The organism is Actinomadura roseirufa (assembly GCF_900659635.1).
Taxonomy (GTDB): Bacteria; Actinomycetota; Actinomycetes; order Streptosporangiales; family Streptosporangiaceae; genus Spirillospora; species Spirillospora roseirufa.
This window is the reverse complement of the sequence record NZ_CAACVB010000207.1, coordinates 1-14,194: the sequence shown is the minus strand read 5'-3', so window position 1 is coordinate 14,194 and position 14,194 is coordinate 1. Positions and strand designations below refer to the sequence as shown.

Here is a 14,194-nt window from a genome sequence, read left to right as displayed (position 1 = left end):
GTGCGGCGGCGACGCGCAGGCGCGGCCCGGGCGCCGGCTCGCCCGGCTCGACCAGCCTGATCGTCCCGGCCCGCTCCGCCAGCGCGGCGCGGACGGCCGCGACGGCGTCCGGGTCGTCATCGGGCCGCCCGCCCACCTCGACGGCGACGAGGGGGACGGGCCGCTCGGCGACCAGGACCGGATAGCCGCGGTCCTTCCGCGGTGTCCAGCCGACCGGCCGGACGTCGCAGTCGCCGGGACGCAGCCCGGTCACGACCATGCGCCGTCCGGCGGCCTCCGGATCCCGCGCGTCCACGGCCAGGACGACCTCACCTTCGGGGATCCCATGACAGGCCCCGGCGTCCACGCGCCACCGGCCCCTCACGTGCCCGAGCGTGAAGGACGGGGAGGGAACGATCACGCCCCCGAGGAACGGCTCGTCGGCGATGCCGCCGGGACGCACGGGGTACAGGACGGGCGTCTGCCGGGCGACCCGGTTCTCCACCAGGTTCCTGGCGGCCATGTGCAGCGCCCGGTAGCCGGCGCGCGGTCCGAGGGACCGGAGCGCGGTCAGCAGGGACGCCGAGAACACCCCGCGCGCCGTGCCCGCGATCCGCTGTTCCACGGTGGTCTCGAAGGAACGGCAGGCGGACAGGGCCACATGCCAGAGGGGCGCCGGGGACGGCCCGGCCTCGCGTTCCGCGTGCTCGTGGGCGGGCTCGTCGTCCTCCCCGGCGGGGCGGGCCCCGCTCGCGGAGGTGGCGGGCGGGACGCCGCGCACGCGGACCGACGGGTCCCGCGTCCCGCCGCCGGAGTGGCAGCAGTCGAGCACCACCGCCATGTGCGCGCCCCGCGCCGCCACCCCGTCGATCAGGGCCGACAGCTCCTTGTCGGTCAGATCTCCGGCGCCGTGCCTGCTGTCCGCGCACACCAATGTCTGGTGCATGCCGGTCGGCTCCAGGTGCCAGTACCGCTCGGGGACGGGCGCCTGCGACCCGTGGCCGCTGAACCAGAACAGCCCCGCGTCGCCGGGGCCGGCCTTCCCCAGGTGGTCGCGGAACGCGTCCCGGACGGCGCCGACGGTCGCCGCCGCGTCGCGCAGCGTCAGCAGCCGCAGCCGGTCCCCCAGCAGCGTGCGCAGGAAGATCGCCGCCTCGGTGACGTCGTTGCCGCACCCCGCCAGCGCCGGGACGGGCGGCCGGTAGGCGTCGATGCCGACGAGCAGGGCGTGGACGAGGCCCGCCCCCTCGTGCCGGGGTGGTTCGGTGATGGCCGTCTCCTAAGGGGTCATTGGCGGGTGCTGTGGAGGACGGCGCTCGCCGAGCCGAACAGGCCCGCCCTGTGGCAGGCGACCTGGATCCGCTCCAGGAAACGGTCGTCGGGCTCGCCGCCCTCGGCGAGCCAGGACTCCAGGTGACCGGCCAGGACGTCGAAGGCGGCGTCCAGGTCGTGGTGCGCGGGGTCGGGCGCGTTCTGGCCCCTTGTCGCGGACGAAGGAGACCAGCGTGCCGCACTCCCGGCGCAGCTCGTCCCGGTACCGTCCGGCCAGGCCCGGCCAGTGCTCGCCGACCCAGTCCGGTAGCCCTGGGGCGGTCCGGATCATCACCGCCCGCGTGGTGATCTGGCGGAGCATGACACCGAAGTCGTAGTAGCGGCGATGGAGGGGCGGCACGTGCGCGCGGGTGAGCTGCGTCAGCAGCTCGAAGGTCTGGCCGACGGCACGGCGCCGGCGCCACCGCTCATGGTCCGTGATCACTGAAGGGGCCGTCAGCGGCCGGACGTCGGCCATCGCGTCGTCCACGGCGTCGACGAGGACGTCGGGGAGACGCAACTGGCGCAACTGGTGCACCGTCCATCTGCGGACGGTGGCGAGCTGGTCCAGGACCTCGTCGGGAAATTCGCCGGACGCCACATAGTGGATCTCGGTGAAGAACCCGAAGTACTGCTCCAGGTCGTGGCCGAGCCACAGTTCCCAGGGTGGTTCGGGCGGCGCGACGCCCTCCGGCGGGTCGATGTCGCGTGCCGGTCCGCCGGTCATGACGCCCCGAAGAGCTGGAAGGCGTGCACCGAACCGGTCCTGTCGGGCGAATCCGCGTCGAACGTCCGCTGAGCCTCGCGCAGTGCCGTGGCCGGAGAGCGCGTGTCGGCGTAGGCGGCGTGGAAGGACTCCAGCAGGCGAGCCGTGACCTGGTCGTCCACCGCCCACAGCGGCGCCAGGACGCTCCGCGCGCCCGCGGCGAGCAGCGCGCCGGGGATGCCCGCGTACTCCGCCCCCGACAGCACCTCGCCCGTGCCGGCGTGGCAGGCGCCGAGCACCACCAGCGACGCGGTGAGGCGCGTCCGGATGATGTCGGAGTACCACAGCATCGCCGGCGCCGGCCGCGGGCCGGCCAGCCGCAGGGCCGTGAAGTCGGGGTAGCCGGGCAGATGGAACCCGTGGCAGGCGAGATGGATCACGTCGGATCCCGCGACGGCGGCGCGGTAGCCGTCGACCGTCGCGTCACCGCCGGCCCGCACCCGCGCCCGCCGGTACCGCGCGGCGGCGGCGTCCACCTCGGCGCGGGCGTACGGCAACGTCCCGTCGGGATCGGCGAACCCGGAGAACACCGGCCCGTCCGGTCCGCCGGGCTCGGGAACGGTGCGCAGTAACTCGGCCAGCACGCTCAGACTCGGAACGGCGGAAAACTTGTAATCGTCCGACAGACGCCGCTCACCCAAGTTTCCCAAGGGGACTCGCCATAACCTGCCGTACGGGACGACGAACAGCCGGGAGTCCTCCGCGAGGGATTCGCGGATCCGGGGAAGCAGCGCGTCGAGAATCGAAAGGCCCGTCCCCGGACCGGGCGTGCCCTTCGACAGGTTCTGGAACAGCGCGTCGGCCTCGCGGTCCACTGCGGCAGGCGCGAACGCGGCGATCCGCTCCTGTCCGCTCGCGGTGATCAGGACGACGTGGCCCATCCCCCCGAAGAACAGGACGGCGTCGTCGCCGAGCAGTTCCCGCAGGCCCGCGACGGTCACCGGTTCGGGCCCCTTCCCCGGCCCGGCCACGCCCCTCAGGACGCCGCGTTCGGTGTGACGTTCCATCTCGCGCTCCTTGTCGAAGGCGAGAGTCAGCAATCGGCGGTGATGCGGGGTCGGGTCGCGGAGATAGGTGCCCACCTGCTCGTCCAGCTGCGCCGTCCGCACCGTCTGCGCCAGGGCGTCGTCCGCTCCCCCGGCCATGCGCATGAGCAGCGTCCGGCTGGAATTGCGCTCCAGCACGTCGACGCTCGCCTCCATCGCACCGGGATCGCCGGGATCCGACGCGACGCAAAGCGAGAGGGCCCGGTAGGCGGGCGTATAGACCGCGGAAAGTCCGCGCTGGACGGTGGCGGACTGAGCGTGGGAGCGCATGCGCTCGACCCTTTCGAGCGCGGCGGTGAGGCGCTCGCCGTCCTCGCTGTTCGGTCCCCGCCGCTCGACGCTCTCGACCAGGGCGGCCAGGTCTCCTGGAAGAGCGAGGTCCTCCGTCGCGGCCTGCCCGTCGAGGAACGCCAGCTTCCGCTCGCACACGGCCCGGTAGTGCGCCGCGTCCGGACCGAGCCGCCAGGCGCGGTCCACGCACCACTGGAGCTGAGCACGGCGGTATTGAAGGTCATCGCTCCCGATGGCGCTCATATAGGTGTTCCACCACACTCCGCCATACGGGTCGAGCCCAAGGAGGCGCATCATCACGTCCTGGGCCATCGGGCCGTCTTGGAATTGAACGGCCACGGCCATCCGGCGGCGCAGGGCGGCGAGCAGGCCATGACGGTCGCCCGCCTTGCGGAACGCCTGCTGGGCGTTTCCGGCGTGGCGGTCCAGCCGTTGCACGCTCCCGGGGGCGAGGTAGAGCGAATCGAAGACCAGGTCGTGCAGGGCGAGTTCGGCGTGTCCCTCGGCGTGCGGGTCGGCGTCGCGTTGAGCCCGCTCGGCCGCCTCTCGCAGCAGCGACGCGGCTTCGTCTATTCGCCCCTCGGCCGACAACGTCCGGGCCTCGGCCACCCACGGCGGGGCGGCGGACGGAGCGATCGCCGAGGTCCCACCGGCCGAGGATGGCTCCTCGGGGCCGCCTTCCTGGAGACTCACCAGAATCTTCCGGTGCACCTGAAGCGACGGAACCGACAACGGGGACTCGTCGCCGAGCGCCTCGGCGTCCTCGATCAGGTCGTCCAGGACCTTGAGCGCGAGGCGGTCCCGCAGTTCCGGCGAACGCTCGATGACCTGCTTCTTCCGGTCCAGGCCGGGTGCGTTGATCAGCTCGCACACCGCGTACACCGCCGTGATGCTGCGCGTCCGATGACTTTCCCACGGGGCCAGTTCGTCGAAGGAGAAGTCCGTGTGCGCCGCGCGGACGCGATAGGCCTCGCCGAGCGCCGCGTACGTGTCCTGGCGACCCGGATCGTCCTCGGGCGCGCTGTCCAACGCCTGCTGAAAGCGCTTGATCGCCTCGTCGAGATCGGTCACATCACCGGTGGAGTCGAAGATCCGCCGCCGGGCCACGCCGAGGTTGAACAACCGCTGCGCCCGCCCCTCGAAATCCTCGGGCGTGGCGTCCACGACCTCCTCGAGGAGGTGGACGACTTCACGGTCGTCCTCCGCGGACTCGTTCACCGCTCCCCGAGCCTGGAGCACGACCGCCAGGTTGGTGAGCAGGGCGGGACGATGAGGATGGGTTTCCCGGCACGCCGCCGCGATCAGCCTCCACAGCCCCACGATCTCCTCGATGGTCGAGGGATCCCTCGTGCGGACGGCCTCCCTCAGCCAGGGAAGCGCGTCCTGCCCGGCCCGGTTGACGATCTCGTCCAGCAGCTCGCCGGGCAGTTCGCCGGCCGTCACCCCCGCGAGCAGGCACCGCGCGAACAGAGCGACGGCCGTGTCCCTCTCGGCCACTCCCCGCGGGCCGGGCGACATTCGTGACCGATAGACCAAGGCCCATCCCACAGGATGCAGGGAGAGGACGTCATCAGGCGCGATACGGGCCAGCCGCTGAATCTCGGCCGCTGCGTCATCGGACATCAGGGCCGCCGGATCATCCGCTTCCGACGCCGCGACCAACCGGGCGTGAATCGCCGCCCTCAATCGCTCCCGCTCGCCATCGCCCTCCGGCAACCGCGCCACCCCCGGCATCCATCATGCCGTCCAGGGGAGAAGCGGCCCCACCGTGTCCGCCCCTGGCCACGATCGCGCATTGTCGTTTTCGGCGGCCATTGGGACGAGATCCGGATAGTGCCCCCGCGGCGCCGGGCCGGAGTCAGATCTCCTTGTAACTGAATTCGTTCGCCGGGCTCGCCGCGGACGAGTAGCCGTTCGAGTGCACGGTCACGTTCACGAATTGGACTTGCCCACACCGACGCTGTGCGCGGGCGCCTTCGCGACGATCGTGCCGGGCGGGATGAACTGGACGGGCTCGGTCCGGGTGTCGCCGAAGTAGACCGTGGGCGGTGGTGCGCAGGGAACGTTGGAGCCGAAGTTCACCCCGGTGATGGTGACCTTGGTGTCCTTCGATCCGCTGTCGGGGCTGATGCCGGTGACCACAAGGGGAGGGGGGCCGCCGTAGGCGAACTGGCCGAGCGGGACGGCCGGCGATGTGCCCACGTTGGTGGTGACGCGGACGCCGACGACGCCGGCGCCCTCCGGCGCGTAGGCGGTGATCTGGGTGCCGTCGGTGTTGACGCTGAACCGGGAGCAGGCCACCGGGCCGAAGTCCACCGCCGTCCCGGCGTCGAAGCCGCCGCCCGTGATGATGATCTTTGTGTTCGTCGTGCCGACGTTGGGACTGATGGCGGTCACCACGGGTCCAGGCGGAACGTCGGGTGCGCCGAGCAGGCTCAGGTAGGTGGAGTTGGCGTGCTGGAAGGCGACCTGGCCCATGAAGTCCTGGAGCGACTTCCTGACCACGTTCGGGTCGTAGGACCCAGGCGGCCCGTATTTGCAGTTCAGCGAGAAGGGCTTGCCCGGCTGCGCGTAGACGTTGGGGCCGGGAAGACCGGCGATCGCCGAGAGGACCCCTTTGACGTCGAGGTTCGCAGCCGGGCCGGGCGGGTCGGGGTAGTACTTCTGCTTGACGCAGTCGAGGTCGGTCCAGGCCTGTGGCACCACGTCCCACATGTTGAAGTAGCGCTCGTTGGCGTCCCAGTCCACGGAGTCGACGTAGTCCGCGAAGTCCGGGCCGCCGGCGCTGGGCGCGGCGAAGGTGTAGAGCGCGAACCGCGGGGTCGCGCCGGACCAGGACAGCGACTGGAAGTAGGGCGCGACCATGGTCGCGACGCAACCGCCGAGGCTGTGGCCGATCACGTAGACCGTCGGGTCGGGCGGCGCCACCCGCAGGGCCTCGGCGAGCACCTCCACCAGGGTGGCGCCTCCCGGCCTCATGGTGATGACCTGGGTGAAGGCGTCCATCGCCCCCTTGGAGACCGTGACCGGGACGGCCCTCGGCGGCGATTCGGCGGCGGTGAACGGCACCATCGTGCCCACGTCGAGGTCCTCCAGGAGGTCGGTCACGTTGGCGACCGTTCCGCGGATGACCACGGCGAACTCGTTGGACCCGTCGTTGTTCATCGCGAGAAAGGCCATGTTCGCGTTGTCAACGCTCAGCCCGGCCCACTCCAGGCTCCAGGTGCCCTGGGTGGCGAGCGAGGAGTCCTGGAGACGCTGTTCGATGCCCAGGAAGACCCGCTCGCCCTGCTGCTCCGGCGTCTCCCCCGACGGCCGGGGCGCGGCCGCGGTCGCCGCGAGAGCCGCGAGCGTCATGGCCACCTGCTGAACCGTCGGCTGGACGGGATCGTCCGACATGATCACTCCCCCTGGCCCGCACGAATGAGCCGAAGCAGGTCCGTATCCGCGAAATACGAGCGGACCTGGAACTACAGTACGCAGCGTCCCCGATACCCACAGCGACAAACGACGGGGAGTCCGCGGGCGGCGAGCAGCGACCACCACTTCGTCCTCCAAGTGACGGGAAGTACCTTTTTCTGGCCATACAGTGTTCGCATGGGCGACTTTGTCAACGGCTTGGATCGGGACACCCGCAAGCTGGCGGCGATCAAGGCCATCACCGACGAGGCGTTCACCCACCTGAACGTCGAGGAGCTCTTGGACGTCCTGCTCGATCGGCTGCGCGAGGTGCTGGAGGTCGACACCGCCGTCGTGCTGATGCTGGACCGCCAGGAGCGGTTCCTCGTGGCGACCGCCGCCAAGGGCATCGAGGAGGAGGTCAGCCAGGCCGCGCACGTCCCGGTGGGCCAGGGCTTCGCCGGACGGATCGCCGCCGAACGGCGCCCGGTCTACATCGAGGACGTCGCCACGGCCGAGGTGTTCAACCCCCTCCTGATGAAACGGGGACTGCGCTCCCTGTTCGGCGTCCCGCTGATCGCCGGTGGCACGCTCCTGGGGGTCCTGCACGTCGGGTCCTTCACCACCCGGCATTTCACCGCCGATGAGACCGAGCTGGTGCAGATGGCGGCCGCCCGCGCCGCGATGGCGGCGCAGGTGCTGCTCAGCCAGGCCGAGCGCGCCGGAGCGCTGGAGTTGCAGCGCAGCCTGGTTCCCGCGGCGCTCCCGGCCATCCCCGGCATGGACCTGGCCGCCCGCTATCGCCCGGGCAAGGACAGCGTCGGCGGCGACTGGTACGACGTCTTCACCCTCCCCACCGGGCGGATCGGCATCGTCATGGGAGATGTGGCCGGCCACGGGCTCGGGGCCGCGGTGGTGATGGGGCGCATGCGCAGCGCGCTACGCGCCTACGCGCTGGAGAGCGGCGACCCCGCCGAGGTGCTGCGCAGGCTCGATCGCAAGATGCAGCACTTCGAGCCCGGTGCGACGGCGACCGTCCTGTACGCGGTCGTCGAACCCGGCCTGGACCAAGTGCGGGCGTCCTCGGCGGGTCACTGGCCTCCGGTCCTGGCCCTGCCCGGGGAGCCGGCCCGTTCCGCCGACGTCAAGCCCGACCTCCTGATCGGATTCGGCGAGGACGACTCGCGCCGCACGACCTCCATCGACTTTCCCCCCGGAGCACTCTTGTGCCTTTACACCGACGGGCTGATAGAGCGGCGGGACAGCCCCATCGACCGCGAGATCGGGCGGCTCTGCGAAGCGATGTACGCCGGCCCCACCGAAAAGGTCAGCGCCGCGGTGATGGCGGAGCTCATCGGCCGCCGGACACAGGACGACGACGTCGCCCTCCTCATGATCCGCCGCAATCCCTGACCAGCCCGGCCCGATGACGCGGTGAGGCGAGAGCGGCCAGCGCCTCGGCGCGTTCGCGCAGCGACAGCCCGGTGAGCCGAGGCGACGCCGTACTCGGTGACGACCACGTCGACCAGGTGCCGGCTGGCCGGACAGGTCCACGGCCGGCGCCGAGTTCACCGACATGAACGGCCCGCCGCCGGCGAGCCTGCGGCGGGCGTCCGCACCGGGGTCCCAGCCGACCCGACCATGGTGATCGCCGGGTTGCGATCGGCGACCTCCATGCGCGCGGTCTCGGTCACCGGCGCCGAGACGTACTCGCACATCGGCTCGCTCGCCTCGACCACCGCGTCGAAGCGGCTCACGTGCACGCTGGTGTCACCGTACGTCCGGGGCAGCGCCGGATCGATCTCGGCGATCACGGCCCGGGACGCGGCGACGGCCTCCCGCGTGTACGCCAGCGACGGCCCGTAGCTGCAGTACCCGCGGCGATCGGGGGCGGAGACACGGACGAGCGCGCAGTCGAATCCGGAGCGCAGGCTCAGCGGCACCTCCGAGGCGCGCATCGGCACGTAGTCGACCAGCCCGTCCGCCGCCGCCCTCCTGGCGGCCTTGGGGAGCTGCCAGGTGCGGAAGCGCAGCGCCCCGGCCCGCACCGCGTCCAGGAACGGAAGATCCCCGAGCAGCAGTCCCGCGCTCAGCGTGTGCCCCGGCCTGTCCCGCGCGTGGTCACCGAGCGCGGTCAGCAGGGTCTGGGGAGTCGCGCACCCGGGTGAGGCGATCAGCCTGCCGTTCTCGGGCAGCAGGCGGAGGGCGCGCTCCGGCGCGACCGGCCCGATCATCCGTCGATCGCCTCCAGGACCATGGCGCTCGCCATGCCGCCGCCCTCGCACATGGTCTGCAGGCCGTAGCGCACGCCGCCGGCCCGCATGTGATGGACCATGGTGGTCGCCGGCCGGGCGCCGGAACCGCCGAGCGGGTGCCCCAGGGCGATCGCCCCGCCGCGCGGGTTGAGCAGGCCGGGGTCGGCACCGGTCTCGGCAAGCCACGCGCAGGCGACGCTCGCGAACGCCTCGTTCACCTCGAACACGCCGATGTCGCCGAGGGTCGGCCCCGCCTTGCCGAGGACGGCGGCCGTCGCCGGGATCGGGCCGGTCAGCATGAGCACGGGGTCCACGCCGACGGTCACCGCCGAGTGCACCCGGGCGAGCGGCCTCAGGCCGAGCTCCGCCGCGCGCTCACGGCTGGCGATCAGCACCGCCGCGGAGCCGTCGGAGATCTGCGAGGCGTTGCCGGCCGTGACCCGCCCGTCCTCCCGGAACGGGGTCTTCAGCGTCGCGAGCCGCTCGATCGTGCCGCCGCGGCGTGCGAGCCCAGGCTGAACTCGTCCAGCCGCCGCCGGGACGGTCCCCACCGCGTCGCGATGAGCTCCGCGGCCTCGCCCTGGCTGAACTCCCGCGTGCCCGCGAGCCGGCCGGGACAGCGCTCGCGCAGGACCGGGCCGTAGGGCAGGCCCGGCCCCGAGCGCCGGGCCGCGCCCATCGGGACACGGCTCATCGACTCGACGCCATCGGCGACGACGAGATCGTCCGCGAGCCGCGGACGTTCACAGGCCCATCTCCTTGCTGATGATGGACTTCATGACCTCGCTCGTCCCGGCGTAGATGCGCGTGACCCGGGCATCGGCGTACAGCCGCGCGATCGGGTACTCCCGCGTGTACCCGTACCCGCCGAACAACTGCAGGCATTTGTCGATCACCCGCCCCTGCATCTCGGTGCAGAAGAGCTTGACCATGGCGGCGACGGCCGGGGTGAGCTCGCCGGCGTCGTGGTGGGCGATCGCCCGGTCGCACAGCGTCTGACCGGCGGCCACCTCGGTCGCGCACTCGGCGAGGACGAACTTGGTGTTCTGGAAGCCGGCGAGCGGCCTGCCGAACACCGATCGCTCCCGGACGTAGCGGGAGGTGATCCGCACCGCCGACGCGGCCGCGGCCTGCGCGCCGACCGCGACCGTGAGCCGCTCCTGCGGCAGGTTGGAGGTGAGGTAACCGAAGGCCGCGCCCTCCTCACCGAGGAGGTTGCGGGCGGGCACGCGGACCTCGTCGAAGAACAGCTCCAGCGTGTCCTGGGTCAGCAGGCCGAGCTTGGACAGCTTCCGGCCGCGGCCGAAGCCCGCCATGCCCTCCTCCACGACCAGGATGCTCAGGCCCGCCCGGCGGTCCCGGTCGTCCAGCGGCGAGGTGCGGGCCACGACGAGCACGAGACCGGCCTGCGCTCCCCCGCTGATGAACGTCTTCGCCCCGGACAGGACGTAGTCGTCTCCGTCGCGCACCGCGGCGGTCGTGATCCCGGCCATGTCCGACCCGGTGCCGGGCTCGGTGATGGCGATCGCGGTCATCAGCGTGCCGTCGCAGATGCCCGGGAACCAGCGCTCGCGCTGCTCATCGGTGGCGTACCGCAGAAAGTACGGCACGGTCACGTCCAGGTGGACGCGCAGCGAGCCCAGGCTGACCTGGGCCGCCTGCGCCTCCTCGTTGACCACGCAGTTGAACTTGAACGTGCTCTGCCCGCCACCGCCGTACTGCTCGGGAATCTGGAGACCGGTGATTCCTAGCGCGCCCGCCGCCTCGTAGAAAGAGCGCGGCGCCATGCCGTTCTCCTCCCACTCGGCGTGGTGAGGGACGACTTCGGCCGCGATGAAGTCCCGCACCACCGCGCGGAACGCCTCCTGGTCGGCGTCGTAGACCGTCCGTCTCATGGCTCGACCCTCGCTTTCCGTGCCGCCGCCCGGCCGGCCCGGGCGACGGCCGTCACCTCATCGCGCATGTTCACGAGATCCTTCGTTCGGGGGATGCGATGAGTTAAGGACACGTGACGGCGCGCGGTCCAATACGAAGATCGCCGCCCCGCGTTGCCCCCGGCTTATGGAGCGCGCGCTAGGGGTGCCGTGTGGCGGCCTCGACGAAGGCGGCCCCGGCGGGCGTGAGGCCGGACGCGGCGTGGACGAGGCCGAAGCGCTGCACCCACGGCTCGTCGAACTCCATGACGCGCACGCCCGCGGCCCGCGCGATGCGGGCGGACCACTCCGGGAGCACCGCCGAGCCCGCCCCCGCGGCCACCAGCTCACCGATGCGCTCCTCGCGGCGGACCTCGACCACGACGCGCGGCTCGCGCCCGGCGGCGGCGAGCCGGTCGTCGACGAGGTCGCGGATCGCCGTGCCCGGAGGTCCGCTCACGAGATCGACGTCCGCCAGGCCGCCGACGGTGACCGGGCCGCGGCCGGGCCGCGAGTCCCCCGGTACGACGAGCTGAAGCCGGCGCGCGCCCAGCTCCACCGTCACAGCGCCCGGCGCGTCGACGGGCAGGAAGGCGAGCACGACCTCACGGCTCCGGCCGCGCACCAGGTCGGCGACGGGGCGGTCGATGTCGGAGATCTCGATCTGCACGCCGGGGTGCGCGCTCCGGAACGCGGCGCAGAGCCGCACCAGCGGGTCGACGGCCAGCTCGGGCGGTGCGGCGATGGTCACGACGCCGCGTTCGACGGCGGCCACCGCGGCGACCGCGGCGGCGGCCGCGGCGAGATCCGCGCCGACCTGGCGCGCGGGCCCGACCAGCGCCAGCCCGGCGGCGGTGAGCCGGACCTCGCGCGCCGAGTGGTCGAACAGCGCCGTCCCCATCGTCCGCTCCAGCAACTGGACGGCCTGCGAGAGCGCGGGCTGGGTGACATAGAGGGACGCGGCCGCCGGCCTCGCCCTCACCGACCACCCCACCCTGGCGGACGCCGGCGCGGCGGCCGGGGTGTCGGCCACGGCGATGTCACGGGCCCTGAACCGGCTGGAACGCGAGCTCCGGACCGCCCTGTTCCACCGCACCGCCCAGGGGCTGCGGCCCACCCCCGCCGGGCGCGCCCTGGTCCGCCCGGCGCGCGAGGTCCTGCACAGCGCGGCCGTCGCCCGCTCGGTGGTGGCGAACGTCGGCGGAGAGGTCACCGGCCGTCTCGTCATCGCCACCTCCGGGGGCGCGTTCGGGCACCTGCCCGGCGCGCTCGGCGCCTTCAGGCGGCGCCACCCGGCCGTGCGCATCACGATCGACGAGGCGACCGGCGAGAGCGACGTCCTGCACCGGCTGCGGACGAGCCGGGCCGAACTGGGATTCGGGTACTTCTACGCCGAGGGCCCCGACGCCGTGAGCCGTGAGTTCGTCTGCCACCGGATCGGCTATGACGAGATCGGGCTGCTCGTCCCCGCGGAGTGGACGGGGGAGCTCACCCTCGACTCCCTTCCCGACCTGCCGACGATCGTCCCGCCCGCGCACGCCTGGGCGCGCACCGCGGTCGAGACGAGCCTGCGCGGCGTCGGCGCGCAGACCCGCCTAGGGGTGACCACCGTGCACCAGCACATGCGGGCTCCGCTGGTGGAGCACGGGTTCGGCATGGCGTGGGTGTCCCGCGGATCCCGCATCGACGCCGCGTATCCGGGCGCGACCTTCCGCGGCTTGACTCCGCCGCTCGTCCTGCCCGCCGATCTCGTCCACTCACGGCGCCGGCTGACCGCCGCGGCCACGGCGTTCGTCAGCGCCCTTCGCTCGGCGCCGCCGCCCCGGCTGACCGCGACACCGGCGGACGGCGGGTGACGACGCCCGCCGCCCGGCCCGTGGCGGTCAGGACGCGTCGTCCTCGCCGACGACGGTCCAGGTGAAGCCGAACCTGGTCACGCGGTGAGGTTTCCAGAACCCAGCAGCGCCAGAAGAAGCGCTCCGATGATGATCCGGTAGATGACGAAGGCGTTGAAGGTGTGCCGGGCGACGAACTTCAGCAGCCAGGCGATCGAGGCGTAGGCGACGACGAAGGACACGACGGTGCCGACGATGAGGGGCACGGCGCCGACTCCGGCGCCGACGGCGTCCTTGAGCTCGTACAGTCCCGCGCCGGTGAGGGCCGGGATGCCGAGGAAGAAGGAGAGCCGGGTGGCCGCCACCCGGTCGAGGCCGAGGATGACGGCGGTGGACATGGTGGCACCGGAGCGGGAGAAACCGGGGAAGAGCAGGGCGAGGATCTGCGAGGAGCCGACGAGCATCGCGTCCTTGAGCGTGGTGTCGTCCTCGCCGCGCTCGTGCCGGCCCACCCGGTCCGCCGCCCACATCACGCCGCTGCCGACGATCAGCGATCCGGCCACCACCCACAGCGAGGCGAGCGGCCCGTCGATCAGCGGTTTGGCCGCCACGCCGACGACGACGATCGGGATGGTGGCGTAGATGATCCACCAGGCGAACTTGTAGTCGTGGTGGTGGCGCTCGTTTCGGTCGACCAGGCCACGGCCCCAGGCGGAGACGATCCGCAGGATGTCCTTGAGAAAGTAGACCAGCACCGCCGCGATCGCGCCGACCTGGATGACGGCGGTGAAGCCGACCACGGAGGTGTCGTCGACCGGGATGCCCATCAGACCTTCGGCGATCTTCAGGTGGCCGGTGGAGGATACGGGCAGGAACTCGGTCGTTCCCTCCACGATCCCGAGAACAATGGCCTGGCCGATACTGATGGCGCTCATAGGGGGTCCATTTCTGCGCAGGGTCCGCGGGTGAGGAGGCGCGTCCCGCGACGACGCGGTGGTGGCTGTGACGTCGCGGCCGGGCGTCCACAGCGCGAGCGGTGCGGGGGTCCGATGCCGAGCCCGATGACGGGCGCGAGGCAGGCGGTGAAAGACGATGGCTTCTACAGTCGAGTAGAAGTTCTACACGACTGTAGAAGACGGCGCGGGCGAACGACAACTCCGGACGGTCGCGTGCGATCCGGCGGACGGTGGGCTATCCACCGTGGTGGGCGGCGGCGAGCAGAGCGTGAAGGTCGTGGACCGCCTCCAGGCTGCACCCTCCGGCCAGGATCAGCACCGCCACGGGCAGGACGACCAGCATCGACATCGCCCAACCCTCGGGTGGCGGGGCGAGCAGCGCCGCGACCCGGCGCGGCAGCGGACCGGCCGCCCGGACCGGATCGGCGCGGCGCCGCCGCGGG

Annotated in this window: 12 protein-coding genes and 1 pseudogene; 2 read left to right on the top strand and 11 right to left on the bottom strand. The window is 72.2% G+C overall.

Annotated elements, in window-relative coordinates:
- The 4 genes from E1291_RS43430 to E1291_RS31205 form a co-directional block, all read right to left on the bottom strand.
- Positions 1-1,162, bottom strand: a 1,162-nt coding sequence (locus tag E1291_RS43430) for a caspase family protein (RefSeq protein ID WP_242614489.1), incomplete at its 3' end; no start/stop codon positions are given.
- Between the two features lie 96 nt (positions 1,163-1,258).
- Positions 1,259-2,017, bottom strand: coding sequence for a hypothetical protein (locus tag E1291_RS31215; protein ID WP_131741671.1), 759 nt, complete (start codon positions 2,015-2,017; stop codon positions 1,259-1,261).
- On the bottom strand, positions 2,014-4,890 hold the full coding sequence (locus E1291_RS31210) for a CHAT domain-containing protein (RefSeq protein WP_165495369.1): 2,877 nt from the start codon (positions 4,888-4,890) through the stop codon (positions 2,014-2,016). The genes E1291_RS31215 and E1291_RS31210 overlap by 4 nt, the downstream gene beginning before the upstream one ends.
- 435 nt (positions 4,891-5,325) lie before the next feature.
- Complete coding sequence (locus E1291_RS31205) at positions 5,326-6,792, bottom strand: IPT/TIG domain-containing protein (RefSeq protein WP_207401031.1); 1,467 nt, start codon at positions 6,790-6,792, stop codon at positions 5,326-5,328.
- Positions 6,793-6,990: 198 nt separating this feature from the next.
- Here E1291_RS31205 and E1291_RS31200 point away from each other — a divergent pair, with 198 nt between their 5' ends.
- Entirely contained in the window at positions 6,991-8,205 is a 1,215-nt protein-coding gene (locus E1291_RS31200; RefSeq protein ID WP_131741669.1) for a PP2C family protein-serine/threonine phosphatase, read from the top strand.
- Between the two features lie 155 nt (positions 8,206-8,360).
- Here the strand turns inward: E1291_RS31200 and E1291_RS31195 are convergent, their stop codons facing one another.
- The 5 genes and pseudogenes from E1291_RS31195 to E1291_RS31180 all read right to left on the bottom strand — a co-directional run bounded on the left by E1291_RS31195 (position 8,361) and on the right by E1291_RS31180 (position 11,942).
- A complete protein-coding gene (locus tag E1291_RS31195; RefSeq protein WP_131741668.1) occupies positions 8,361-9,026 on the bottom strand; it encodes a hypothetical protein in 666 nt (221 codons plus the stop codon).
- Positions 9,023-9,442 (bottom strand): hypothetical protein, encoded by a 420-nt coding sequence (locus E1291_RS44940; RefSeq protein ID WP_442316397.1) that lies wholly within the window; start codon positions 9,440-9,442, stop codon positions 9,023-9,025. Before E1291_RS44940 ends, E1291_RS31195 begins: the two co-directional genes overlap by 4 nt.
- A 42-nt stretch (positions 9,443-9,484) precedes the next feature.
- A pseudogene (locus E1291_RS44280) lies at positions 9,485-9,726 on the bottom strand (hypothetical protein); the annotation flags it as partial.
- Positions 9,727-9,790: 64 nt separating this feature from the next.
- Complete coding sequence (locus tag E1291_RS31185) at positions 9,791-10,942, bottom strand: acyl-CoA dehydrogenase family protein (protein ID WP_131741667.1); 1,152 nt, start codon at positions 10,940-10,942, stop codon at positions 9,791-9,793.
- A gap of 178 nt (positions 10,943-11,120) precedes the next feature.
- On the bottom strand, positions 11,121-11,942 hold the full coding sequence (locus E1291_RS31180; RefSeq protein WP_165495368.1) for a LysR family transcriptional regulator: 822 nt from the start codon (positions 11,940-11,942) through the stop codon (positions 11,121-11,123).
- A 40-nt stretch (positions 11,943-11,982) separates the two neighbouring features.
- Between E1291_RS31180 and E1291_RS31175 the strand changes: the two genes are divergently transcribed.
- A complete protein-coding gene (locus tag E1291_RS31175; RefSeq protein WP_242614486.1) occupies positions 11,983-12,816 on the top strand; it encodes a LysR family transcriptional regulator in 834 nt (277 codons plus the stop codon).
- Between the two features lie 77 nt (positions 12,817-12,893).
- Here the strand turns inward: E1291_RS31175 and E1291_RS31170 are convergent, their stop codons facing one another.
- Both E1291_RS31170 and E1291_RS42405 read right to left on the bottom strand, forming a co-directional pair.
- Positions 12,894-13,730 (bottom strand): undecaprenyl-diphosphate phosphatase, encoded by an 837-nt coding sequence (locus E1291_RS31170; RefSeq protein ID WP_131741664.1) that lies wholly within the window; start codon positions 13,728-13,730, stop codon positions 12,894-12,896.
- Positions 13,731-13,986: 256 nt separating this feature from the next.
- The coding region (locus E1291_RS42405) for a hypothetical protein (RefSeq protein WP_207401030.1) at positions 13,987-14,194 on the bottom strand (208 nt) is incomplete at its 5' end.

Coding starts and splice junctions, on each gene's coding strand:
- E1291_RS31205 (WP_207401031.1), bottom strand. CDS start 6,792: ATGTCGGACGATCCCGTCCAGCCGACGGTTCAGCAGGTGGCCATGACG.
- E1291_RS31195 (WP_131741668.1), bottom strand. CDS start 9,026: ATGATCGGGCCGGTCGCGCCGGAGCGCGCCCTCCGCCTGCTGCCCGAG.
- E1291_RS31215 (WP_131741671.1), bottom strand. CDS start 2,017: ATGACCGGCGGACCGGCACGCGACATCGACCCGCCGGAGGGCGTCGCG.
- E1291_RS31170 (WP_131741664.1), bottom strand. CDS start 13,730: ATGAGCGCCATCAGTATCGGCCAGGCCATTGTTCTCGGGATCGTGGAG.
- E1291_RS31200 (WP_131741669.1), top strand. CDS start 6,991: ATGGGCGACTTTGTCAACGGCTTGGATCGGGACACCCGCAAGCTGGCG.
- E1291_RS31185 (WP_131741667.1), bottom strand. CDS start 10,942: ATGAGACGGACGGTCTACGACGCCGACCAGGAGGCGTTCCGCGCGGTG.